Origin of the sequence: Nocardia sp. NPDC051832, from assembly GCF_040681285.1 — a bacterium.
In the GTDB taxonomy this organism is placed as follows: domain Bacteria; phylum Actinomycetota; class Actinomycetes; order Mycobacteriales; family Mycobacteriaceae; genus Nocardia.
Genome location: NZ_JBFAYL010000003.1, coordinates 1,375,792 through 1,399,438, shown reverse-complemented (window position 1 = coordinate 1,399,438; position 23,647 = coordinate 1,375,792). Strand labels below are relative to the sequence as shown.

Here is a 23,647-nt window from a genome sequence, read left to right as displayed (position 1 = left end):
ATTGAAAACGTTATCAGGAGATGCTATGCCGAGCCCGCTCCTGAAGTGCCACACCGGCTTCGCGCAGCGCTTGCTTCTCCTGCCGCGCCTTCGCCTTCAACGCGCGCTTGGCCTCGCGCAGAACTTCCTTCTCGTGCTTGGCCTTTGCCTTGAGCACTACCTTCGCCTCCTGCATCGCCGAGCGCAAGCCGTAGCGCTGCCCGGTGGCGGGATCGACAGGGATGATGTGGGTTTCGTGCCAGGTTTCCTGCATCTGCGCCGCGGTCGGCAGCGACGGCAGGCTGATTCCGGCGAACTTGCGCTCCGAGGAGGTCTCGGGGGCGTCGTCGGCGGTGCGCTTGAGGAACTTGTCCGGCAGCGCGAGCTTGTGGATGGTGCGGAACGCGAGCAGGTACTGCTTGCCCAGCGAGCCGGTGGTGTAGGGCAGGTCGTACTTGTCGCACAGTTCGCGAACCTTGACCGCCACCTCGGCGTACCGGTTGCTCGGCAGATCCGGGAACAGGTGGTGCTCGATCTGGTAGCAGAGATTGCCGCTCATGAACGCCATCGCGGGCCCGGCCTTGAAGTTGGCGCTGCCCAGCATCTGCCGCAGGTACCACTCGCCGCTGGTCTCCCCGTCGAGTTGCTCGACGGTGAATTTCTCCGCGCCATCGGGGAAGTGACCGCAGAAGATCACCGCGTAGGCCCACAGGTTGCGCACCAGATTGGCGGTCGCGTTGGCCTTGAGCGTCGACTTCCAGGCCGGTCCGGTGAGCGCCGGATAGATGACGAAGTCCTTGGCGACCTGGCGGGCCGCCTTGCGGGCGAACTCCTTGTTGGGCTCGGAGTTCCACTTCCGCGGTGCGCCGGAGAGCTGCTTCTCGGCGTCCCAATCGTGCAGGGCGATGCCCCATTCGAACGTCGCGGCGAGCAGCACATTCGCGAACGGCTGCACCAGATGGATCGGACGCCACTCCTCGTCGCGGGTCATCCGCAGAATCCCGAAGCCGAGGTCCTCGTCCTTGCCGAGCACGTTGGTATAGGTGTGGTGGGAGTAGTTGTGTGCGCGCCGCCACTGCGACGACGGACCCGTCTGATCCCATTCCCAACTGGTGGAATGGATCTCCGGATCGTTCATCCAGTCCCACTGCCCGTGGCTGATGTTGTGCCCGAGCTCCATGTTCTCGACGATCTTGGCGACCGACAGCAAGGTGGTGCCGGCGAGCCAGGCCCACCGCTTGCGGCTACCGAAAAGGAGCGCGCGCCCGGCCACTTCCAGGCCACGCTGGGCGGCGATGGTGCGGCGGATGTACTTCGCGTCGCGTTCACCGCGCGACAGCTCGACCGAACGCCGGATGGCATCGAGCTCCTGGCCCAGCATCTCGATATCGGCTTCGGTGAGATGCGCGAAAGCCTTGATGTCGGTGATTGCCACCCGGGTCCCTTCGTCGGCTCGAATTCAGTTCGAGCGTACCTGTCACCCACCCCGCTGCGGCGTCGCTGCCACTCCCCCTTGCCAAGGGTGGATACCCCGGCCGTGCCATTCCTACCTGCGCTGTTCGCTCAGATTTCGAGCGTGCAGTCACCGGCTGCGGCGGAGATGCAGGTTTGCACCTTGTCGCCTTCGCGCTTCTCGTCGCCGTTGCGCAAGTCGCGGGCGTGCCCGGAACTCAATGTCAGCACACAGGTTTGGCAGATGCCCATCCGGCAGCCGAACGGCATCTGAACCCCGGCCGACTCTCCCGCCTCGAGCAGACTGGTCGCCCCGTCTACTTCGATGGTGCGGTCCGACTTGGCGAAGGTGACCGAACCGCCCTCGCCGATCGCGGACCGTTCCACCTCGAAGCGCTCCACGTGCAGCTTGTCCGAGAGACCCGCCTCACGCCAGTGCTGCTCGATCTCGTCGAGCATCGCCGCCGGACCGCAGGCCCAGGTCTCGCGGTCCCGCCAATCCGGGAAACGCTCGTCCAGATCGGTGAGCTTGAACTTGCCGTTCTCGCCGGTCAGATGCAGATGCGTGCTGAAGCTCGGATGCCGGTCATGCAGTGCCCGCAGCTCGGTGCCGAACATGACGTCCGCGGCGGTCCGCGCGGAATGCAGATGCACCACATCGGTGACCCGCTCGCGGCGGTCCATGCCGCGCAGCATCGACATCACCGGGGTGATGCCGCTGCCCGCGGTAAGGAACAACACCTTGTCCGGCGGCGGGAACGGCATCACGAACCCGCCCTGCGGCGCCTGTAGCCGGATGATCGCCCCCGGCTTGACGCCGTTGACAAGGTGGCTGGACAGGAAACCCTCTGGCATCGCCTTCACCGCGATGGAGATGACGCGCTTGCCGCCGTGGCCGGGCTCGGACCAGTTCGGCGGGCAGGTCAGCGAGTAGGAGCGCCAATGCCAGCGGCCCTCGACCAGAATGCCGATGCCGATGTACTGGCCCGGCTGGTATTTGAAGTCGAAACCCCAGCCCGGTTTGATCACCAAGGTCGCCGAATCCGCGGTCTCCTTGCGTACCTCGACGATTCGGCCGCGCAGCTCCCGCGCCGACCACAGCGGGTTGGCCAGATGCAGGTAGTCGTCGGGCAGCAACGGCGTGGTGACCCGGGCGACAGCCCCGCGCAACACGTTCAGCCGGCCGCCACGCTCGGCGACGCTCGCGGCCGGAGCCTCCAGCCACTCGCGCACATTCTTGAAGACCATCGGTGCCGTATATCTCCTGTGTCTGATGTGCAGCTCGCAAAACGCACTCCGCGAACTGCTTCCCAGCAAGGTTACGGCATCGTAGGTTAGCGTGTCCTGCCCGGGCTCACAGCAGGTCGAGCAGGAACGGCAGTTCCTGTGCCGCGTACCAGGCGAGCTGGTGGTCCTCGGCATCACCGAGCACGAACTCGGCGTCGGTATCGCCCAGGTCGGCGGCATCGATGACCTCCACGGCCTTGGCCACCTGCGGTTCGGCGTCGGCCAGGTCGACGTGCGCCGACGCGATCTGGTTGTAGGTCACCGGGCCCGCGAGCTTCACCACCGCGTCGTCCAGATCCGGCCGATGCTTCGCGCCGGTCACGTCGGCGGCGATCACCGCCCGCCGGTAGATCGGGCCGCTCGGTTCGCTCGCCGCGGGCTCCCCGGCATCGCCGGCGTCGTCGCGTTCGCCGGCCAGCAGGCGCAGCGAGGCGCGGGCCGCCTCCATCATCGCGACCTCGGCCAGCTCGTCGTCGTCGCCGGAGGCATAGGCCTCGCGCAACGCCGGAGTGACCGCGAACGCGGTCGCGCCGAGCGGGAAGATCTCACGGTCGGCGACCAGCCTGCGCAGCATCGGCACCGTGGCCGGAATGTAGACGCGCATCTTCTCGTCAGACACAGGCACCGAGCATCTCCTCCATGGATTCGTGTACCGCGGCGGCCAGCACGCCGATGTCGGCCATCGCGTCGCGATCGGCGTTGAGCCCGTAGAACACATGTCCGTCGTAGGACGTGATCCCGATACTCGAGGCCTGATTGCGCAGCAGCGGCGACACCGGATACATCTCCAGCATCCGCGCACCGCCGATGAACATCGGCGTTTGCGGACCCGGCGCGTTGGTGATCACCAAATTGAACGTGTGCTCTGCGAAAGTACTCGCCGCGCGGACACTCATGGCGTGAAGGCTCGCCGGTGCGAATCCGGCCATGTGCACCAGGGTGCGCGCCCGGACTCCGCGCCGGTGCTTGCCGTTGGCCTCCGTGGCGTGCGCGATATGCGACAGGCGCATCACCGGATTGGGTTCGCCGACCGGCAGATCGATGAGGAACGACGAAACCTCGCTCGCCGGTTTCAGCTCGTCGCCGCCCTCGAGGTAGACCGACATCGGAACCACCGCGCGCACCGTCGAGGACTCGGTGAGCGCTTCGCCGCGCGAGAGCAGCCAGTTACGTAAGGCCCCCGTGACAACCGCGAGGATGGCGTCGTTGATCGAGCAGTCGAACCGTTTGCGGATGGTGCGGTAGTCCTCCAGGTCGCTGCGCACCACATCGAAGCGGCGATTGCGGGAGGTCTTGGTGTTGAGCGGGCTGTCCGGTGCGCCGGTGGTGACCGCGCGCACCGCCGAGATCACCGAATCCACCGCCTTGCCCGCGGCGGCGACCATCGCGAACGCGTCCGCGCTGGCGTCGCGGGCGACTTCGAGCGCCTCGCGCGGCTGCGCGACCAGGTGGGTCAGCGCCCCGATCAGGAGTTCGGTGTCGCGGGGTTCGCGCGGCGCGACCCAGGCGTCGTCGGCCAGACCGCGCGGCGCTTCGCTCGCGTCCAGGATGACGTGCCCGATCTCGAGCGCGCTGTCCCCGTCGACCAGCGCCGAATGGGTCTTGGTGAAGATCGCGGACCGACCGCCGGTCAGGCCTTCGATCAGGTACATCTCCCACAGCGGGCGCGTCTGATCCAGCGGCCGCGAGGCCAGCCGCGCCACCAGTTCGTGCAGCTGTTCGTCGGTGCCCGGATGCGGCAGCGCCGACCGTCGAATGTGATAGGTGATGTCGAATCGGCTGTCCTCCACCCACACTGGGCGGCCCAGCGCGAACGGGATCTCGCGCACCTTGCGGCGATAGCGCGGCACCAGCGCCAACCGGCTCTCGACCAGATCCACCAGCCGGTCGTAATCCATCCCTGGCTGCTGATCGGCGTTCCGGACGATGGCGAGCGCGCCGATGTGGATCGGATTGCTGCTGGACTCCAGCCGGAAAAAAGACGCGTCCTGCGGCGTCAACCTTGTGATCACGCTGCCCGCTGCTCCTTGCGTCTTGCTTGGTCGAACGACTGCCTCCCCACCCCGGAGAAGTGTCTGCGAGCTGCGCTGCCCTGCCGCCCTCGACACGGCGGACGCATCCCATCGTAAGCGACGCGCGTCGTCCTGCTCGGCTACGGTGAGAGGAGAAAGCCGCCGCATACGCGACAGATTCGGGGCGAGCGATTCGCCGCTGGTCACCGACGCCTACCATGGGTCCGGCAATTACCATGGAGCGTGCTGCGGACCCACCATGTACTTGGCGGGAGCTGTGGGGGCCGACATTGACACACCGACCAGAGGACTGACGAGACTCGTGCCTGCGCTGACACTGACGAGGTTGCTACGGATTGGTGAGGGTCGCACGGTCAAGCGCCTGGCCCATCTCGCAGACGAGGTGATCGCGCTCGAGTCCGACTTCGAAACGCTGACCGACGCCGAGCTGCGCGCCAAGACCGACGAGTTCAAGGAGCGCTACGCCGACGGGGAATCCCTCGACGAGCTGCTGCTGGAAGCGTTCGCGGTGGCCCGCGAGGCGTCCTGGCGCGTGCTGAACCAGAAGCACTACAAGGTCCAGCTCATGGGTGGCGCCGCACTGCATCTCGGCAATATCTCCGAGATGAAGACCGGTGAGGGCAAGACCCTGACCTGTGTGCTGCCGGCCTACCTGAACGCGCTGTCCGGCGACGGCGTGCACGTCGTCACGGTCAACGACTACCTGGCCAAGCGCGACGCCGAGTGGATGGGCCGCGTGCACCGCTTCCTCGGGCTCGAGGTCGACGTCATCCTCGGCGGCATGAACCCGGCCCAGCGCCGCGCCGCCTACGCCGCCGACATCACCTACGGCACGAACAACGAGTTCGGCTTCGACTACCTGCGCGACAACATGACGCACTCGCTGGACGACCTGGTGCAGCGCGGGCACAACTTCGCCGTGGTCGACGAGGTCGACTCGATCCTGATCGACGAGGCCCGCACCCCGCTGATCATCTCGGGTCCGGCCGATGCCTCCTCGAAGTGGTACGCCGAGTTCGCGCGCATCGCGCCGCTGCTGAAGAAGGACCTGCACTACGAGGTCGACATCAAGAAGCGCACCATCGGCGTGCACGAGGCGGGCGTGGAGTTCGTCGAGGATCAGCTCGGCATCGACAACCTCTACGAGGCCGCGAACTCGCCGCTGGTCAGCTACCTGAACAACTCCATCAAGGCCAAGGAGCTGTATCAGAAGGACAAGGACTACATCGTCCGCGACGGTGAGGTCATCATCGTCGACGAGTTCACCGGGCGCATCCTGGTCGGCCGCCGCTACAACGAGGGCATGCACCAGGCGATCGAGGCCAAGGAGAAGGTCGAGATCCAGCCGGAGAACCAGACGCTGGCCACCATCACCCTGCAGAACTACTTCCGCCTCTACAACAAGCTGTCCGGCATGACCGGTACCGCCGAAACCGAAGCGGCGGAACTGCATTCGATCTACGGCCTCGGCGTGGTCCCGATCCCGACCAACAAGCCGATGATCCGCCAGGACCAGTCCGACCTGATCTACAAGACCGAAGAGGCCAAGTTCGCCGCCGTGGTCGACGACTGCACCGAACGGCACGAGAACGGCCAGCCCGTGCTGATCGGTACCACCAGCGTCGAGCGCTCGGAGTACCTGTCCAAGCAGTTCACCAAGCGCGGCATCCCGCACAACGTGCTGAACGCGAAGTTCCACGAGAAGGAAGCCGAGATCATCGCCGAGGCCGGGCGGCCCGGCGCGGTCACCGTCGCCACCAATATGGCCGGTCGTGGTACCGACGTCGTGCTCGGCGGCAACCCGGACATCATCGCCGACATCCTGCTGCGCAAGCAGGGCCTGGATCCGGTGGAAACCCCGGACGAGTACGAAGCCGCCTGGCATTCCGCGCTCGAGCAGGTCAAGCAGCAGGTCGAGGAGGACGCCCACGCGGTGCGCGAGGCCGGCGGCCTCTACGTACTCGGCACCGAACGGCACGAATCCCGGCGTATCGACAACCAGTTGCGCGGTCGTTCCGGCCGGCAGGGCGACCCGGGCGAGTCCCGGTTCTACCTGTCGCTGGGTGACGAGCTGATGCGGCGCTTCAACGGCGCGGCGCTCGAGTCGATCATGACCCGCCTGAACCTGCCCGACGACGTGCCGATCGAGGCGAAGATGGTCTCCAAGGCCATCAAGAGCGCGCAGACCCAGGTCGAGCAGCAGAACTTCGAGATCCGTAAGAACGTCCTCAAGTACGACGAGGTGATGAACCAGCAGCGCACCGTCATCTACGGCGAGCGCAACCGGATCCTGCGCGGCGAGGACATGGAGGGCCAGGTCCAGGAGATGATCACCGACGTGATCACCGCCTACGTCAACGGCGCCACCGCCGAGGGCTACGTCGAGGACTGGGACCTGGAGAAGCTGTGGACGGCGCTCAAGACGCTGTACCCGGTGAGCGTGGACTACAAGGATCTGACCGGTGAGACCGGCATCGGCGAGGCCGGCGACCTGACCCGCGAGGAACTCCTGGACGCGCTGCTCGACGACGCGCACACCGCCTACGAGAAGCGCGAGCAGGAGATCGACGGCCTGGCCGGCGAGGGCTCCATGCGCAATCTCGAACGCCAGGTGCTGCTTTCGGTGCTGGACCGCAAGTGGCGCGAGCACCTCTACGAGATGGACTACCTCAAGGAGGGCATCGGCCTGCGCGCCATGGCGCAGCGCGACCCGCTGGTCGAGTACCAGCGCGAGGGCTTCGACATGTTCGCGGCGATGCTCGACGGCCTGAAGGAGGAGTCGGTCGGCTTCCTGTTCAACCTGCAGGTCGAGGTGCAGCAGCCGCAGCCCGAGGGCGTCTCCGTCGATCCGGGCCTGCGGTCCCCGCTGGGCGCGAACGCACCGCGCCCGCTGCCCACCGACGAGGCCCCGCCGGCCGGCACCGCGGCGCCGGCCGCGTTGCGCGCCAAGGGCATCGACGAGCGCTCCGCGCGCGGCCTGAGCTACTACGGCCCCGCCGAGGACGGCAATGCCACCGTCCACAGCGATGCCGAGGAGTACGGCAGCGACGGCGACAGCACCACCCGCCGGGAACGCCGGGAAGCGGCCCGCACCCAGAGCAAGGGCAAGCGCGCGCCGAAGGGCCGCCGCAAGCACTAGGCACTGAACAGCGAAGGCGCCCGATGGCTACGGCCGTCGGGCGCCTTCGTCGGTTCCTTCCCGGGGTCGGGAACTACACGCGTTCCAGCACCGCAGACGCACCGATGCCGCCCGCGGCGCAGATGCCGAGCAGGGCGGTGTTCTTGCCGGTGCGGGCGAGTTCGTTGGCCATCGTGGTGACCATGCGGGCGCCGGTGGCGCCGAACGGGTGGCCCAGCGAGACCGAGCCGCCGTGCACGTTCAAGGTGTCGATGTCGATGTCGCCGACGGCGGTGTCGCGGTCCAGGCGGGTTTTCGCCCAGTCGGTGCTGCCGAGCGCGCGCACCACCGAGAGCGTCTGGGCGGCGAAGGCCTCGTGGATATCGACGAAATCGATGTCGGACAACGACATTCCGGCCTTGTCGAGGGCGCGGGGCATCGAGATGGCCGGGCCGATCAGGACCTGATCGGCCGGGTCGACGCTGACGTAACTCCAGGAGCGGAACGCGGCCAGCGGGTGATAGCCGAGTTCGCGGGCCTTCTCCTCGCTCATCAGCAGGACCGCCGAGGCGCCGTCGGTGAGCGGGCTGGCATTGCCGGCGGTGACGGTGCCGTCCTTGGCGAAGACCGGCTTCAGCTTGGCCAGCTTCGCCGCGCCGGTGTCCGCGCGGACCAAGCCGTCGCGCTCGATGTCGAGACCCTCCGGCGTGCGCACGCGCAGGACTTCGTCGGCGAAGCGGCCGGAATCGATGGCGGCGGCGGCCCGTTGGTGCGAGCGGGCGGCGAATTCGTCTTGTTCGGCGCGGGTGACGCCGTGGATGCGGGCCATCTTCTCGGCCGACTCCCCCATCACCTCGCCGGTGGTGCGCTCGGCGATCTTCGGGCGGGTCGGGAGGATGTCGGTGAACGGCGCGAGCTGCGCGGCCGCGGAGAGGTAGTCCTTGACCTTCGGCTTGCCCAGCGCCAGCGGCGCGCCCGCGTGCACCAGCTTCTGCGGGAGTTTGACCTCGGCGTTGCTGGTGGAGTCGCTGCCGCCGGCGATCATGATGTCGTACTCGCCGCGTTCGATGGCCGCGGCCGCGGAGGTCACCGCCTGGAGCCCGGAGGCGCAAGCGCGGGTGACGGTGTAGCCCTCACAGCCCGCGTCGAGCTTGAGGTCCAGGGCGATCTCGCGCGCGATGTTCGGTGCGGCGCTGGGCAGGATGACCCCGCCCCAGACGATGGCCTGCACCTGCGCGCCCGGCAGGCCGGTGCGCTCCAGCAGCCCGCGCACGGCGGCGTCGGCGAGGGCGATGGAGTCCATGCGCGTGTAATCGGTGAAAGCGCGCAGGAACGGGGTGCGCGCGCCGGAGACGATGACCGCACGGCGAGCAGCTTTGGAAGCCATGGGAATTCCCTTCGAGAGACCTGTCTCACAAACTTACTCCGAAGTAAGTTGACGGTCTACGGGCACCCCGAAGCGGGCCTCCCCGCACCCCACCGGGCAGGGAGGCCATCGCGCGGACGCAAAGGGCTCAGCGATCCCCTCCAGAAGCCGCTGAGCCCTGAGTCTGCCCGCGCGCCGTTGCGAAGGCAGACCTTGGACACCGATCCCGGCAACGCCCCTGCTCGTCCCGGAATCGACTCCTGGAGAACCACTTAGGCCGGCGTCGCTCGCTCGGCGCGAAAGAACAGTAGCAAGTTTTCTATGATCTTTTCAAACGCTTTGTATAAACTTGTCTTGAAATGATGGGGGACCCTACGATGAAGCCCACTATGCAAAGCACTTCGGAGCTGTCGCGACAGAAGCGCTTCGGCCGGATCATGAAGGAACGCCGAGACGAGCTCGGCCTGACCCAGATGCAGATCGGCGACCTGGGCGGCCCTTCCGCGCCGACCATCCGCAAGATCGAGGACGGCGCCGCCGCGATCAGCACGCACACCCTCAACAAACTGGATGTGCCGCTGCGCTGGCTGCCGGGCAGCGCCGCCCGCACCTACGCCGGCGGCACCCCCGCGGCCCGGGAGACCGCCCCGGACGCGAGCGACGAGTCCATCGTGTCGGGGCCGGATTCGATTCGCTTCGACATCGCCGATCTGACCGGGTTACTGGCCTCCGCCGGCCGGCTCAACGACTCGGTCGAGCACACCGGCGTCACCGAACCCGCGGTGCTGGCCGCGGTGGCCGAGCTCAACGGCGTCGTCTCCCGGCTGTCGGCCCGCTACGCGACCGCCATGCTGGAACGCAACGGCGGGCCGGGCCGGGACCTGCACCCGCTGGTCGCCATGGCGTTCTCCCATTTACTGGAGATCCCCGCCGAGGTCAGCGACCCGGACGAGGTGCGCGAACGGCGCTACCGGCGCTGGCTGGCGGGCCGCTCCGCGGATGTGGACTCCGCCACCGAAGCACGTTTCCACGCCCGATGGGTAGCGGCCAATGCCCGTGGGATGGAAAGGTAGTCAAGCGATGACCGAGGACGCCGCGCGACTACCGCTGAGCCGCAAGATCAATCGCCTGTTCGCGACGATGCATCCGCGCTCGGCGCCGGAACGCAGCACCGAATCGATCGCCGAACAGGTCAGCAAGGCGCTGCTGCGCGCGATCCCCGCCGAACATCTGGATCGGATGCGCGGCGGCATGTTCGACGAGTACGACACCGTGGCCGTCGGCGCCGATGTGCTGACCGCGCTCGCGCACTGCTTCGGCGTGAAACCGGACTATCTGACCAGTTCGGGCGCGGCCGCCGCCGCCATCGACCGGGAGCTCGAACTGCTCGCGACCATGCGCGACGCCAACGTCGCCAGCATCGCGCTGCGCGGTTCGGATGTCGATCCGGCCCGGCTCAGCGCGGTCATCCAGAGCACCGAGGCAGTGTCTGGGTCAAAAACTCGGTAGCATCTGTTCTCGCACGGGGCGGGATCGCAGAACTGGTGGGAGGACGCGTCGCTCGCGGCTCTCGCCAGGTCGCTCGAAAGGGTCAGCATGCCGGGTTTGGACGACCGGTTCCGGGAGGTTTCCCGGGACGTACCGATACCGCACCCTTGGAATTTGCATATCTATCTCGATGCCGTGGCCGAGTACCGCGGCCGCGAGATCACACTGCATCCGGTGGATACCGCGGTGCTGGCCGGCAGCGGTTGCGGCACGGGCAGCGGACTGTGGATCGCCAAGCGGGACAGCGACGTCATCGTCTACGGCGCGGATACCACGCAATGGCATGCCGAGCACATCATCGCCCACGAACTCGGGCATATGTTGCTCGGCCACGGCCCGGAGAGCACCGAGCCGGAGCCGCACTCGATCGCGGCGATCAGCGAACTGCTGCCCTCGATCTCGGCGGAATCCATCACCCATGTGCTGGGCCGCACCGACTACGGAACAGCCCGCGAACGCGATGCCGAATCGTTCGCGGACCTGGTGATGCTGGAGGCGATGCGGCCGCCGCGACGCGAATCACTGCTGCACCGCACGTTCTTCCGCGGTCGCTGACGGAGAAACCGGAAATCCTGAAGCACCCGGCCGGATTCGACTCCGGCCGGGTGCGGCACTTCTATGCGAGCCGGATGAGGCCGTAGTCGAAAGCGTGCCGACGATAGACAACCGACGGTCGGTCGGTCTCCCGATCCTGGAACAGGAAGAAATCGTGGCCGACGAGTTCCATCTGGTAGAGGGCGTCGTCGACGGTCATCGGGGTGGCGCTGTGCACCTTGGTACGGACCACCTGGCCCGGCCCGGTGGGCTCGTAATCCGGCCACTCCGGCGCCTTCTCGGTGCGTTCGACCGGATGCGCGTGCGCGGCGGAACCATTCGAGCGCGCGAACAGCGACTCGTCGATCAGGTCGGCCGTGGCCTCCGCGACGGAGACCGGGGTCTTCTCGCCGTAGTGCACCTTGCGCCGGTCCTTGGTGCGGCGCAAGCGGCTTTCCAGCTTGTCGGTCACCGACTCCAGCGCGGCGTAGAAGCTGTCCGCGCACGCCTCGGCGCGGACGATCGGGCCCTTTCCGCGCGCGGTGATCTCGACGCGCTGGCAGGCCTTGCGCTGCCGCCGGTTTCGTTCGTGGAACAGCTCGACGTCGAAGATGAAGATCGAGGGATCGAAGCGTTCGAGTCGGGAGAGTTTTTCCGCGACATAGATTCGGTAATGATCCGGCACCTCGACATTGCGGCCCTTGACCACGACGTCCGCATGGGGAGCCGGTGGTCGCTCCGCGGCGGATTCGGTGGTGTCCAGAGCGGCGCCGTTCTGCACCGAAGGATCTGCATCTCTCACTGAAGGTCGTGAAGAAGTCGTCACGCGTACCTCCCGGATCTGGCCGCACCTGTTGACTCACGTGCGGCGGGTTTGAGCCGTGCCGAGCAGTGTCTGATTCCGTGGTTCGCGGGGGGATCGCGCGGGAATCGCGCAGCACGAGGATTGTCCGACGCGCCACCTCCAAACTCCCGGTTGGGTGTGTGTCCGCGACGCTAGTACGACATTTGCGAGTGCGCCACTATTCACGCAAATTTCCCGGAGTCAAGCAGTACATGTCACCAAAACAGCCCGGGTCCGGATGCCCGCGGCGGCCAGCGCGCGCACCGACTCCCGGGCCGTCGCTCCGGTTGTCAGTACATCGTCGACCAGCACTACCTCGGCTTTTCCGGAAAAATCGGCGACGGCCGCGAGCCCGGACGGCACCGTGATCCGGCCGCGCAGATTGTGTTCTCGCTCATAGGGTGTCAACCCCACCGAATCCCGCACGCCGCGCCACACCTGCAGCACCGGGGCCACCCGGCAATCGGGCAGCCACCGCGTCGCGGCCCGGGCGGCGCGAACCACGGGGTCGCCACCACGTTGCCGGGCCGCCGTGGCACGGCTCGGAGCGGGCACCAGCACCAGGGTGTGGCGGCCGGCGCGCAGCCGCGCCAGCCCGCTCGCGAGGGCCTGCCCGAGCGGGTCCGACAGATCGCGCCTGCCGCGCTCCTTGGCCGCGAGCACCGCGCGCCGGGGCGGGCCCGCGTAGGGGCTCAGCGCCCAGCACGGGACCCCGGGATCGGTACGCGGGTGCACCCGCACCGGCGGGCCGAGGGTGCCGGCGCAGGCCGGGCACCACCCGGTCCCCGGCCGGTCACATCCGGCGCACGAATCGGGCAGGATCAGATCCAGCAGTGTCCCCATTGCCCGAGTCTGCGCCCGGGCACCGACAGCTCTAGCCGGGCAGCACCGGTACCGCGCTCGAGCCCAGACCCGGCACCTCGCGCCAATACGGCTCGCCGCCATCGGGATTGCTCGTCAACTCCAGTACCGCGCGCGAATCGGCGACGTACTGGTGCTGCGGTGACGCGCTCACCAGACGAACCGGGGGCGTGAGGTTCTGGCTGATCTGCGAGGTCAGCTGGGACCCGTCGATCGACACCGTGCTCACCGGGTCGATATTGCCCTCGCGGGCGATCATGATCGTGTCGGCGGTCAGCCAGCTCAGCGAGACCGCGCGGGTGCTGAGCCCGACCGCGATCGCCAACGGCGAAGTGAGCGCATAGGTTCCGTTCGGCCGGCGCTCGACCACCGTGACATAGACCTTGCCGTCGGCGATCAGCGCGGCCCGCACCCCGGTCCGGGAGATGCGCAGCTCGGTGATCGGCAGGCGCAGCATCGAATCATCCGGCTGGGCCGCCTTCAACGCCGAGATGTCGACCTCTTGCGGCGAGACGGTGCCGGTAGCGCGGTCGTTGACCGCCCGGATGACCTTCTCTCCGTCGATCACCGCCCAGGCGGCGCTCCCGTCGGAGTTCCAGGACGGCTGGCTGATGCTGCCGCCCTCGGCGATCGGGAAGGCGGTGCCGCCGTAGCTCCCGACCATCAGGGTGCGCTGTGGTTCCGGCGCGGGCCGCCCGGATTCGGCGACCGCCGCGACGAACTGGCCATCCGGCGAAATCGCCGCCGCCTGCAGGTTGTTCACGGTGCCGAAGTAGCCGGGCGCGTTGAGCACGCCGGTCTCGGTGACCTGGGCCAGCGCCCCGCCGCGCAGCGCGTGCAGGCCGATCCGGTTCTGGCTCTGCACCGCCGGGCTGAGCTGCTGCACGTCGGCCACCGACCAGCCGGTGGCGGCGAACCGCTCGTCGAGCGGCTTGCCGTCGGCCAGCAGCATGTACGGTCCGAGCACCTCGGCACTGGCCAGGGTGAGCACCACCTGCCCGGCCAGCAATTCCCGGTCGCGCGGGCTCAGCCCGGAGGCGCCCGCGAAATCGATGCGCACGCCGCCCAATCCGACGCCCACCTCGTCCGGGTCGCCGTTGGCCTTGGTGATCTGACCGCGCACCGTCACCGGCGCGGTGAGCTGGTTGCGGACCACCGGCGTCAGCGCGGGCTGGGTGCCCGCGCTGATCAGCGTGAGCAGGCGCGCCGCCAATTGGTTCTTGGGCGCGGCGATCCAGCGCAGGTCCGGGACCAGCGTAGTGCCGGTCGGATCGACGAAGTACAGCACGTAGCGCCGGTAGGACTTGGCGAAGGCCGCCTTGTCCATCACCACGCCGTCGGGCAGTTCGTCGATGCGCCACTGGCCGTCGACCTTGCTCATCTCGATCTTGTTTTCCAGCGGCGGACCCTCGACCGCCCGGTAGGAACCGTCGGCCGCCAGCTCGGCGACCTTCCGGGCCCGGATCACGTAGGTGGCCCGGTCGCCACTGCGGGATTCGCGCAGGGTGTCCGGTCGTTCCACGATGGTCGTGCTGATCGCGTCGTCCCACGCCGTGGAGGCCGCGGGGGTCATGAACTGGCGGGCGGCCAGGTGCCCGTTCGACGGGTCCGCGGTGGCCGCCAGGAAATCGCGCAGCAGCAGGTCGGGGTCGCGATTCTCGATGGGCGGCGGCGGCCCGTCCGGGGTCGGTTCGCGGTTGATCGTGCCCAGGGCCTGCGGCGAGGAATTCTCCGGCAGGCTGGCGCAGCCGGACAGTGCCGTCAGGGCCGCCAGGGCGCAGGCCGCGAACGCGGTCAGCCTGGAGATCTTCCTCGGTTCCACAGTCATTTCTGATTGTCTCCGGGTTCGGTGAGCACGCCGGGGCCGGGCGGTTCCGCGCCGTTCGGGGGCAGGGGCGTCGCCGTGGAGTTTCCGTTCTCGGAGGGCTCCACCAGGTGGAACGGCTGGCTTTGCACGTCGGCGTTGTCGTCGGCGTCCAGCTCGACCGGCATGGACGGCTTGCGCAGCAAGGGTTCCAGCGGCAACGGGCTCGGGCCCATCTTGCGCCCGCGCACCAGCGGCAGCGTCAGCCGGAAGCTCGCGCCGACGCCGGCCTCGCCCCAGGCTTCGAGTCGGCCCTCGTGCAGATTCGCGTCCTCCACACTGATCGACAGACCCAGACCGGTGCCGCCGGACCGCCGCATTCGCGACGGATCCGAGCGCCAGAACCGGTTGAAGACCAGCTTCTCCTCGCCGGGCCGCAGGCCGACGCCCTGATCGCGCACCACCACCGCGACCGAGTTCGTGTCGACATCGCCGCGCATCCGGATCAGCACCGGCTTGCCTTCGCTGTGGTCGAGGGCGTTGGCGAGCAGGTTCCGCAGCACGCGTTCCACGCGGCGCGGATCCACCTCGGCGACCAAGGGTTCCTCGGGCATATCGATGACGACCTCGACCCCGGTGTCCTTGGCCAGGTGCCGGACGGTGGAGATGGCGGCCCGCGCGCACATCCGCAGGTCCAGCGATTCCACCTGCAACTCGGCCACGCCGGCGTCGTGCCGGCTGATCTCGAGCAGGTCGTTGAGCAGGCCCTCGAACCGATCCAGTTCGGTGACCAGCAGTTCGGAGCTGCGCGCCAGCGCGGGATCGAGATCGTCGCTGCTGCCGTGGATCAGGTCCGCGGCCATGCGCACGGTGGTCAGCGGGGTCCGCAGTTCGTGGCTGACGTCGGAGGTGAAGCGGCGCTGCAGATTGCCGAACTCCTCGAGCTGAGTGATCTGGTTGGACAGGCTCTCGGCCATCTCGTTGAACGCCTGTGCGAGCCGGGCCATATCGTCCTCGCCGCGCACCAGCATGCGTTCTTTGAGGCGGCCGTCGGCGAAGCGGCTGGCGATGCGCGCCGCCGAGCGGATCGGCAGCACCACCTGGCGGGTGACCAGCGCGGTGATCGCGGCCAGCAGGACCAGCAGCACCAAGCCGCCGATCATCATGGTGCCGCGCATCAGCGACAGGCTGCGTTCCTCGTTGGACAGCATGAAGATCAGATAGATCTCCAGCGTCGGCACCTCGGCGCTCGGACTGCCGATGATGAGGGCGCGCCCGTGATAGCCGTTGAGGTCGGAGACCATCGCGAACTGGTAGCTGACCTGATTGCGCTGGACGAACCGGCGCAGTTCCTCCGGGACCTCCTGGATCGGCCCGGTGAAGATCTGCTGCTGCGGCGTACCGCCGACCATGGCCAGCGCCGACTCGAAACTTCCTGCCGCGCCGGACGATCCACCGCCGCCGGCCCGGTTGGACAGGGCGGCGCGCGCGTCGGTCAGGCGCTGTTCCTGGGAGCCCGCGTCGTGCGCGCCCACCAGCTGGCTTTCGACCGTATTGCGGGCCCGGTCCATTTCCTCGACCGCCGCGTTGATTTTCGCGTCCAGCAGGCGGTCGGTGATCTGCGAGGTCAGCACCACGCCGAGGATGGTGATGACGATCAGCGACAGCGTCAGCGTGGAGACGATGACGCGCAGCTGCAGCGACCGGCGCCAGACATGACCGAGGCCGGTGCCGACCTCCTTGAGCGAGGCCACCACCGGCGCGAGCGATTCTTCCCAGCGCGCGGCAAGTCCCGGCGCCTCGGGCGACCGCTCTCCTCCCCCCTGCGCGTCGCCCGGGCGCTCCGGGTCATCGGTCACGGGGGTCCGGCCTTGTACCCGACCCCGCGCACGGTAAGCACGATCTCCGGATTCTCGGGATCCTTCTCGACCTTGGCGCGCAACCGCTGCACGTGCACGTTCACCAGACGGGTGTCGGCGGCATGCCGGTAACCCCAGACCTGCTCCAGCAGGACTTCACGGGTGAACACCTGCCGCGGCTTGCGGGCCAGGGCGACGAGGAGATCGAATTCCAGTGGAGTCAGCGAGATCTGCGCACCACTGCGCGTCACCTTGTGCGCGGGCACGTCGATGACGATGTCGGCGATGGAGAGCAGCTCGGCCGGCTCGTCCTCGGTGCGCCGCAACCGCGCCCGCACGCGGGCGACGAGCTCCTTCGGCTTGAACGGCTTGACGATGTAGTCGTCGGCGCCGGACTCCAGGCCGAGCACCACGTCGACCGTGTCGGTCTTGGCGGTGAGCATCACGATCGGAACGCCGGAATCGGCCCGCAGCACACGGCATACATCGATGCCGTTCATGCCGGGCAGCATCAGGTCCAGCAACACAAGATCGGGGCGGATCTCACGAACCGCCGCCAGGGCCTGCGTGCCGTCGCCGACCACATGCGGGTCGAACCCTTCCCCGCGCAAGACGATCGTGAGCATCTCAGCGAGCGCCATATCGTCGTCGACGACAAGAATCTTGGGCTTCATAATTACTATGTTGTCATCTCCCAGGCCAGGAACGGGCCGCCACGCCAACACTGGTGCGAACCCGCCGCACATCCAACCTTATCCGGCAACCAATTCGGCCAATCGCACGGCCAGCGATGCCGGATCGTCATCGGATCGTATTCTCCACCAAGGACTGTGCCAACTGCCTTCGGCCAGCTCACGATAGACCTCCAGGGTGCGCCGCTGGAGTCCGCCATCCCGTTCGTAAGCATCCAATGCGCGCGTCGCGTCGAGTTCGCCACGGTGGCGCGCCCGTTCGGCCGCGAGCTCGGTATCGACGTCCAGCAACAATTGCAGATCCGGCACCGGCAACCCGAACCGGACGAACTCGATGTCGGCCACCCAGCGCACGATTTCGCTGTCGGCGGACCGCTCCAGGCGAGCCGCGTTATAGGCGGCGTTGGAGGCTACGTAGCGATCCAGGATCACGATGTCGTTGTCCAGCAAGAGCTTCGCCAGCTCGAGGCCCGCGTCGGCCCGGTCCAGCGCGAACAGCAACGCCATCGCATTCACGGAGTGCGACAGGTCACCGTGCGAGCCGCGCAGGGCTTCGGCGGCCAGGTCGGCGTGCACCGACCGACCGTAGCGCGGGAACGCGAGCGTGGTCACCCGAAGCCCGTTCGCGCGCAGCTGGGTGGACGTCGCCTCGATCAGGGTGCGTTTGCCCGCACCGTCGAGACCCTCCACCGCGACCAGAACGCCCATGCTTCGGGAGGTTACAGGCGCGCGGGACAACGCCGGTCGGCACCCGATCGGCCTGCTATTTGCAGACGGATTGCTAGCCTCTGCCAATGACGCCATTCGATGCAAAATCTATGCAGGTGAGATGGGTTATTGCGGCCGCCGGAATAGCGATTGCCACCAGTGGAATAGTCGCCTGCGGCAACTCCGGCGACAGCGATTCGAGTTCGACCTCGACAACCCCGTCGAGCACCGCCGATCCGAACCGGGAGTTCGATCTGCAGGCACACCGCGGCGGCCGCGGCATGACCGTGGAGGAGTCGCTGCCCGGGTACGCCAAGGCGATCGAACTCGGCGTGACCACCCTGGAACTCGACATCGTGCTCACCAAGGAGCTGGTGCCGCTCATCTGGCACGACCCGAAGATCAAATCCGAGAAGTGCGCCGATACGGGCGCGGCGTTCCCCGATGACCCGATGTATCCCTACGTCGGCAAGCTTGTGCACGAGCTCACCTTCGAGCAGGTTCGCACCCTGGACTGCGGCAAGAAGCTGGACGACTTTCCCGAGGCGCAGGAGCTGCCCGGCAATAAGATCGCGACACTGCCCGATCTGTTCACCCTGGTGAAGTCCTATCCGGGCGCCTTCGACGGCTTGCGCTACAACATCGAGACGAAGCTCGAGGCCGAGGACCCGGCGGACTCGGCGACGCCACAGGAGTTCGTCGACGTCATCCTCGACGAGGTCGGCAAGGCCGGCGCCACGGACAAGGTGGAGATCCAGAGCTTCGATTGGCGCAGTTTTCCGCTGGTGAAGGCGAAGAACCCAGCCATTCCGACATCGGCCCTGTACGACGACTCCACCTTCAAGCCGGACTCCCGCTGGCTCGGCCCGATCAAGTACGAGGACTACCAGAACGATCCGCTCGCCGCGATCAAGGCGCTCGGCGCGGACATCGCCTCACCCAGCTATGTGAATCCGTGGGACAGCGACAGCAAGGTCGGCGACAAGGATTTCGAGTTGACCACCGACGCCGCCTACGTGCGGAGGGCCCATGAACTGGGCCTGAAGGTGAAACCCTGGACGGTCAACGACAAGGCCACCATTGCGCTGGTGCTCGACCAGGGCGTGGACGGCATCATCACCGACTACCCGAACCGAGCCCGGGAAGTCATGCGGGAGAAGGGTTATCCGCTGCCTGCGGCCTACCACGGGTAAGAAAGCAAGCTCGATCCTACTCGGCCACAAGGGGATTCATGCCGAATCGCTATTTTTCCGTCGGAAGGCTGCGTAAGGTGATGACACCTCCCCGCAAGGGGCGGTGCGGAAGTTGGTCTGAGCCGCATCGCGCCGAGGAAGGAGGTGATGGGTTTGGCGAAACATCGTCGCCGGAGGAGCGATGCCCCGGTCGATTACGGCACCATCTTGGTTGCTGCTGCCGTAATCGCCGGGGCGCTCATAGTGGTCCGTCGAGTGATGGGCTAGCCCATCAGGTAGGGATCGTCTTAGGAGGGCGGTCCCTACCGCTCGACATCACTCACGTGACGTCCTCGATAATACTTGACGTTGCCCCGACCTCGATAGCGATCGGCGATAGCGTCAGTACCGGTAGTGCTCGGGCTTGTACGGCCCTTCGACGTCGACGCCGATGTACTCCGCCTGATCCTTGGTGAGCTTGGTCAGGGTGCCGCCGAGTGCCTCGACGTGGATCTTGGCGACCTTCTCGTCCAGCGCCTTGGGCAGGCGGTAGACCTCGTTGTCGTACTCCTCCGGCTTGGTCCACAGTTCGATCTGTGCGATGACCTGGTTGGAGAAGCTGTTCGACATCACGAAGGACGGGTGGCCGGTGGCGTTGCCGAGGTTCAGCAGGCGGCCCTCGGACAGGACGATGATCGCCTTGCCGGACTCTTTGAAGGTCCACTCGTCGACCTGGGGCTTGATGTTGATCCGGGTCGCGCCGGAGCGCTCCAGCGCCGCCATATCGATCTCGTTGTCGAAGTGACCGATATTGCCGAGGATCGCGTGATCCTTCATCGCCTTCATGTGCTCGAGGGTGATGATGTCCTTGTTACCGGTCGAGGTGATGACGATGTCGGCGTCGGCGATCGCCTGCTCGATGGTGACGACGTCGTAGCCATCCATCAGCGCCTGCAGCGCGTTGATCGGGTCGATCTCGGTGACCTGCACCCGGGCGCCCTGTCCGGCAAGCGATTCCGCACAGCCCTTGCCGACGTCGCCGTAACCGGCGATCAGCACCTTCTTGCCGCCGATCAGCACGTCGGTGCCGCGGTTGATGCCGTCGATCAGCGAGTGCCGGGTGCCGTACTTGTTGTCGAACTTCGACTTGGTGACCGAGTCGTTGACGTTGATGGCCGGGAACACCAGCTCACCCGCGGCGGCGAACTGGTACAGCCGCAGCACGCCGGTGGTGGTCTCCTCGGTGACGCCCTTGACGCTCTCGGCGATCTTGGTCCACTTGGACTTGTCCGCTTCGAGGCTGGCGCGCAACAGATTCAGGAAGACCTTGTACTCGGCCGAGTGGTCCTCGTTCTCGGGCGGCACCACGCCGGCCTGCTCGAACTGCGCGCCGCGCAGCACCAGCATGGTGGCATCGCCACCGTCGTCGAGGATCATGTTGGCCGGCTCCTCCGGCCAGGTGAGCATCTGCTCGGCGGCCCACCAGTACTCCTCCAGAGTCTCGCCCTTCCAGGCGAAGACCGGGGTGCCCTTGGGCTCCTCGACGGTGCCGTGCGGGCCGACGACGATGGCCGCGGCGGCATGGTCCTGGGTGGAGAAGATGTTGCACGAGGCCCAGCGGACCTGCGCGCCGAGCGCGACCAAGGTCTCGATGAGCACCGCGGTCTGCACCGTCATGTGCAGCGAGCCGGAGATCCGCGCGCCCTTGAGCGGCTGCACGTCGTGGTACTCGCGGCGCAGCGCCATCAGGCCGGGCATCTCGTGCTCGGCGAGCCGGATCTCCTTGCGGCCGAACTCGGCCAAGGACAGATCGGCCACTTTGTAATCGATGCCGTTGCGCACATCGGCGATAAGTTCTGAGGTCGTCATCAGCCTCTCCTGGTCGACAGTTCCGCGACCAAGGCTACAGCGTGGCTCCCCGGCCACTCGGCCCCAGACTCCGCCCCTCCTAGACGCTCGCGACCAGCACTTCAGCCATCGGAGTCGGGCGGCGACTCGGCCGCCGCCCGCACCCGGACTACTTCCTACGGATTACGTAACCGCCCCGTTCCGGAACACATTTGAAATTCCTGTCCATACCCCACGCCTGAAGCGTGTTCTTGCAGTAGTACTCGTCCCGGTGCCAGTCCCCCACCTTGGGTCCCGCGGTGAGCATCGGACCGGCCACTGCCTGAGCCGGCTGCACGGCCGCAGCGGCAGCCGCGGTACCTATTCCGGCGACTCCGGCCAACCCGATGGACAGCGCGATAGCGGTACGCAAAATTGACTTCATGATCCCTCCCAGAGATATGCGGCGCATAGCGGCCGCTACCCCGACGGTACCACCGAAAGATCACTGGGAAAGCGTCCAAATCCCGCTTACCGCAAGCACTCTCGCGTCAGCCCGCGGATGCCGCGACTAGGCCGTGGCCTCCTTCGCCGCGAGCATGCGGCGGCGCTTGCGTGGCTGGATGTTCGCGCGGCTGATGTCGCCGTCGTAGTGCGCGATGACGCGGTGGTCCATGACCGCGCGCCAGAGTGGAGGGATGGCCGCGAACACGATCATCGAGGCGTATCCGGCGGGCAGTTGCGGGGCTTGCATGGAGCTGCGCAGAGTTTGGTAGCGGCGGCCCGGGTTGGCGTGGTGGTCGCTGTGCCGCTGCAGGTGGAACAGGAAGATGTTGGTGACGAGGCGGTCGCTGTTCCAGCTGTCCCGCGCGGAGCAGCGCGCGTAGTTCCCGTTGGGCCGCCGCTCGCGTAGCAGCCCGTAATGCTCGACGTAATTCACCGTTTCCAGCAGGCCGACGCCGATCACCGCCTGTAGCAACAGGTATGGCAGCGCGCCGAGGCCGAAACCGGCGAGCAGCCCGCCGAAGAGCACCAGCGACATCGCCCAGGCCTGCAGGATGTGGTTGTGCGGGCTCCACCAGCGTTTGCCCTTGCGCGCCAGGCGCTCGCGTTCCAGTCCGAGGGCCGAGCGGAAACCGCCGGTCACGCTGCGCGGCAGGAACTCCCACAGGGATTCGCCTAGTCGCCCGCTGGCGGGGTCCTCCGGGGTGGCGACCCGGACGTGGTGGCCGCGATTGTGCTCGACGAAGAAGTGGCCGTAGCAGGACTGCGCGAGCGCGATTTTCGCCAGCCAGCGCTCCAAATGCTCGACCCGGTGCCCCAGTTCGTGCGCGGCATTGATGCCGATGCCGCTGACGAAGCCGAGAGTCGCTGCCAGACCGAGCTTGTCGAGCACGCTCAGCTCATTGCCGGCCCACATGAAACAGGCGATGCCGAGGCCGACCAGCTGAATGGGCAGGAAAAGGTAAGTGCACCAACGGTAGTAGCGATCGTTGGACAGCAGCTCGTAGTCCTCGTCACGCGGGTTGCTGCCGTCCTCGCCCACCAGCCAATCCAAGATCGGGATGACGACCAGCACGATGATCGGACCGATCCACCAGAACACGGCCTGCCCCGTGTGAAGTACCAGCTGAGAGGGCAGGAGGGCACAGGAGGGGGCGATCAGGCCGAGAACCCACAAGTGGCGTTTGGGGTCCACAGACCCCGTCGGTTTGCCAGCCGATTGCACGTTTGCCCCGCTAAATAAGAACCCTAACTCCGACGCATGAGAATACTTGCAGACTTTACGTCTGTTACAAGGACCCTGAACGGGGAAACGTGGCAGTCATTACAACCATGGCGGTTGGTATTTCAGTCGGCTCACATGTGACGCGGCTCACCGCACACGGCTGGCTAACGAAGGGTGACCTGACTCGATGTCGGCGGCGGTCGGCTCAGGGCAGGCCGCGGCAACTCCCGAGCATCAAAATGCCCGGGACTGCAACGATTTGGTATCGCTCACAAAGGCGAGACGGAGCGCGAATTCAGCGCAGCAGCACCTCGGCGTTCGGCGGCAGCGCGTCGATCGGCCACCAGCGCAGATCCGTGGACTCGTGGCTGCGCACCGGCACCGCGCCCGGCGGCGCGGTGACCCGGAACAGCAGATCCAGGTGCCGGGTCGGCACGCCGAGCGAGCAGGTGATCGGATGCGCCTGCACGCCATATAGTTCCGGGTCCAGCACCAGGCCGTCGATGCCGGACTCCTCGGTCGCCTCGCGCAGCGCGGCATCGGCGACGGTCTCGTCGGACTCCTCGCAATGCCCGCCGAGCTGGATCCAGAGGCCGACGCGCGGGTGCAGCGTCAGCAGGGTCTCGCGGCCGTCATGGGAGAAGACCACCGCCGAGGCGGTGATGTGCCCGGCCGCGTGCTCGCGCAGGCAACCCCGCGGCGCGGAGCCCAGGAACGCGAGCATCGCCTCGCGCAACGACTGCTCCGGACCTGGTGCGGGGCTCCAGGTTTCGAGGAGCTTCGTGGCGGAGGCATGCAGGGATTCGGCGGTCAACGGCGTCCACTTCTCGGCAG

Annotated in this window: 19 protein-coding genes; 5 read left to right on the top strand and 14 right to left on the bottom strand. The window is 67.1% G+C overall.

Annotation, left to right across the window (positions count from 1 at the left end; translation table 11 throughout):
• Window positions 1-13: 13 nt before the first annotated feature.
• From AB0M14_RS24165 to AB0M14_RS24150, 4 genes are all read right to left on the bottom strand, one after another.
• Entirely contained in the window at window positions 14-1,414 is a 1,401-nt protein-coding gene (locus AB0M14_RS24165; protein WP_364998523.1) for a fatty acid desaturase, read from the bottom strand.
• A gap of 128 nt (window positions 1,415-1,542) precedes the next feature.
• Complete coding sequence (locus AB0M14_RS24160) at window positions 1,543-2,679, bottom strand: ferredoxin reductase (protein WP_364998522.1); 1,137 nt, start codon at window positions 2,677-2,679, stop codon at window positions 1,543-1,545.
• 106 nt (window positions 2,680-2,785) lie between these two features.
• A complete protein-coding gene (locus AB0M14_RS24155) occupies window positions 2,786-3,322 on the bottom strand; it encodes a hypothetical protein (RefSeq protein WP_364999052.1) in 537 nt (178 codons plus the stop codon).
• A gap of 7 nt (window positions 3,323-3,329) precedes the next feature.
• Window positions 3,330-4,730 carry a wax ester/triacylglycerol synthase family O-acyltransferase gene (locus AB0M14_RS24150; RefSeq protein WP_364998521.1) on the bottom strand — a complete coding sequence of 467 codons (1,401 nt, stop codon included), beginning with the start codon at window positions 4,728-4,730 and terminating at the stop codon, window positions 3,330-3,332.
• Between the two features lie 322 nt (window positions 4,731-5,052).
• Here AB0M14_RS24150 and secA point away from each other — a divergent pair, with 322 nt between their 5' ends.
• Window positions 5,053-7,890 (top strand): preprotein translocase subunit SecA, encoded by a 2,838-nt coding sequence (gene secA / locus AB0M14_RS24145; RefSeq protein ID WP_364998520.1) that lies wholly within the window; start codon window positions 5,053-5,055, stop codon window positions 7,888-7,890.
• 73 nt (window positions 7,891-7,963) lie between these two features.
• Here secA and AB0M14_RS24140 read toward each other — a convergent pair whose 3' ends face one another.
• On the bottom strand, window positions 7,964-9,256 hold the full coding sequence (locus AB0M14_RS24140) for an acetyl-CoA C-acyltransferase (protein WP_364998519.1): 1,293 nt from the start codon (window positions 9,254-9,256) through the stop codon (window positions 7,964-7,966).
• A 368-nt stretch (window positions 9,257-9,624) separates the two neighbouring features.
• Here AB0M14_RS24140 and AB0M14_RS24135 point away from each other — a divergent pair, with 368 nt between their 5' ends.
• The 3 genes from AB0M14_RS24135 to AB0M14_RS24125 all read left to right on the top strand — a co-directional run bounded on the left by AB0M14_RS24135 (window position 9,625) and on the right by AB0M14_RS24125 (window position 11,338).
• Window positions 9,625-10,308, top strand: coding sequence for a helix-turn-helix transcriptional regulator (locus AB0M14_RS24135; protein WP_364998518.1), 684 nt, complete (start codon window positions 9,625-9,627; stop codon window positions 10,306-10,308).
• A 7-nt stretch (window positions 10,309-10,315) separates the two neighbouring features.
• Window positions 10,316-10,744: a hypothetical protein gene (locus tag AB0M14_RS24130; protein ID WP_364998517.1), complete on the top strand. Its 429-nt coding sequence runs from the start codon at window positions 10,316-10,318 to the stop codon at window positions 10,742-10,744.
• 153 nt (window positions 10,745-10,897) lie between these two features.
• Window positions 10,898-11,338, top strand: coding sequence for a hypothetical protein (locus AB0M14_RS24125; protein ID WP_364998516.1), 441 nt, complete (start codon window positions 10,898-10,900; stop codon window positions 11,336-11,338).
• A 61-nt stretch (window positions 11,339-11,399) separates the two neighbouring features.
• Here AB0M14_RS24125 and raiA read toward each other — a convergent pair whose 3' ends face one another.
• The 6 genes from raiA to AB0M14_RS24095 all read right to left on the bottom strand — a co-directional run bounded on the left by raiA (window position 11,400) and on the right by AB0M14_RS24095 (window position 18,085).
• The gene (gene raiA, locus AB0M14_RS24120) at window positions 11,400-12,080 is read right to left on the bottom strand and encodes a ribosome-associated translation inhibitor RaiA (protein WP_364999050.1); all 681 of its coding nucleotides are present in this window, start codon (window positions 12,078-12,080) and stop codon (window positions 11,400-11,402) included.
• A 282-nt stretch (window positions 12,081-12,362) separates the two neighbouring features.
• Entirely contained in the window at window positions 12,363-13,004 is a 642-nt protein-coding gene (locus tag AB0M14_RS24115; protein WP_364998515.1) for a ComF family protein, read from the bottom strand.
• Between the two features lie 31 nt (window positions 13,005-13,035).
• Complete coding sequence (gene lpqB / locus AB0M14_RS24110) at window positions 13,036-14,850, bottom strand: MtrAB system accessory lipoprotein LpqB (RefSeq protein WP_364998514.1); 1,815 nt, start codon at window positions 14,848-14,850, stop codon at window positions 13,036-13,038.
• Entirely contained in the window at window positions 14,847-16,580 is a 1,734-nt protein-coding gene (gene mtrB / locus AB0M14_RS24105; protein ID WP_364999048.1) for an MtrAB system histidine kinase MtrB, read from the bottom strand. Before mtrB ends, lpqB begins: the two co-directional genes overlap by 4 nt.
• Window positions 16,581-16,681: 101 nt before the next feature.
• Entirely contained in the window at window positions 16,682-17,368 is a 687-nt protein-coding gene (gene mtrA / locus AB0M14_RS24100; protein WP_364999047.1) for an MtrAB system response regulator MtrA, read from the bottom strand.
• Between the two features lie 69 nt (window positions 17,369-17,437).
• On the bottom strand, window positions 17,438-18,085 hold the full coding sequence (locus tag AB0M14_RS24095; protein WP_364998513.1) for a dTMP kinase: 648 nt from the start codon (window positions 18,083-18,085) through the stop codon (window positions 17,438-17,440).
• Between the two features lie 116 nt (window positions 18,086-18,201).
• Here AB0M14_RS24095 and AB0M14_RS24090 point away from each other — a divergent pair, with 116 nt between their 5' ends.
• Window positions 18,202-19,278, top strand: a complete 1,077-nt coding sequence (locus AB0M14_RS24090) for a glycerophosphodiester phosphodiesterase (protein WP_364998512.1) — start codon at window positions 18,202-18,204, stop codon at window positions 19,276-19,278.
• Window positions 19,279-19,659: 381 nt separating this feature from the next.
• Here AB0M14_RS24090 and ahcY read toward each other — a convergent pair whose 3' ends face one another.
• The 3 genes from ahcY to AB0M14_RS24075 form a co-directional block, all read right to left on the bottom strand.
• On the bottom strand, window positions 19,660-21,126 hold the full coding sequence (gene ahcY, locus AB0M14_RS24085) for an adenosylhomocysteinase (RefSeq protein ID WP_364998510.1): 1,467 nt from the start codon (window positions 21,124-21,126) through the stop codon (window positions 19,660-19,662).
• A 529-nt stretch (window positions 21,127-21,655) separates the two neighbouring features.
• Entirely contained in the window at window positions 21,656-22,783 is a 1,128-nt protein-coding gene (locus AB0M14_RS24080) for an alkane 1-monooxygenase (RefSeq protein WP_364998508.1), read from the bottom strand.
• A gap of 325 nt (window positions 22,784-23,108) precedes the next feature.
• On the bottom strand, window positions 23,109-23,627 hold the full coding sequence (locus AB0M14_RS24075; RefSeq protein WP_364998506.1) for an NUDIX domain-containing protein: 519 nt from the start codon (window positions 23,625-23,627) through the stop codon (window positions 23,109-23,111).
• Window positions 23,628-23,647: the final 20 nt, after the last annotated feature.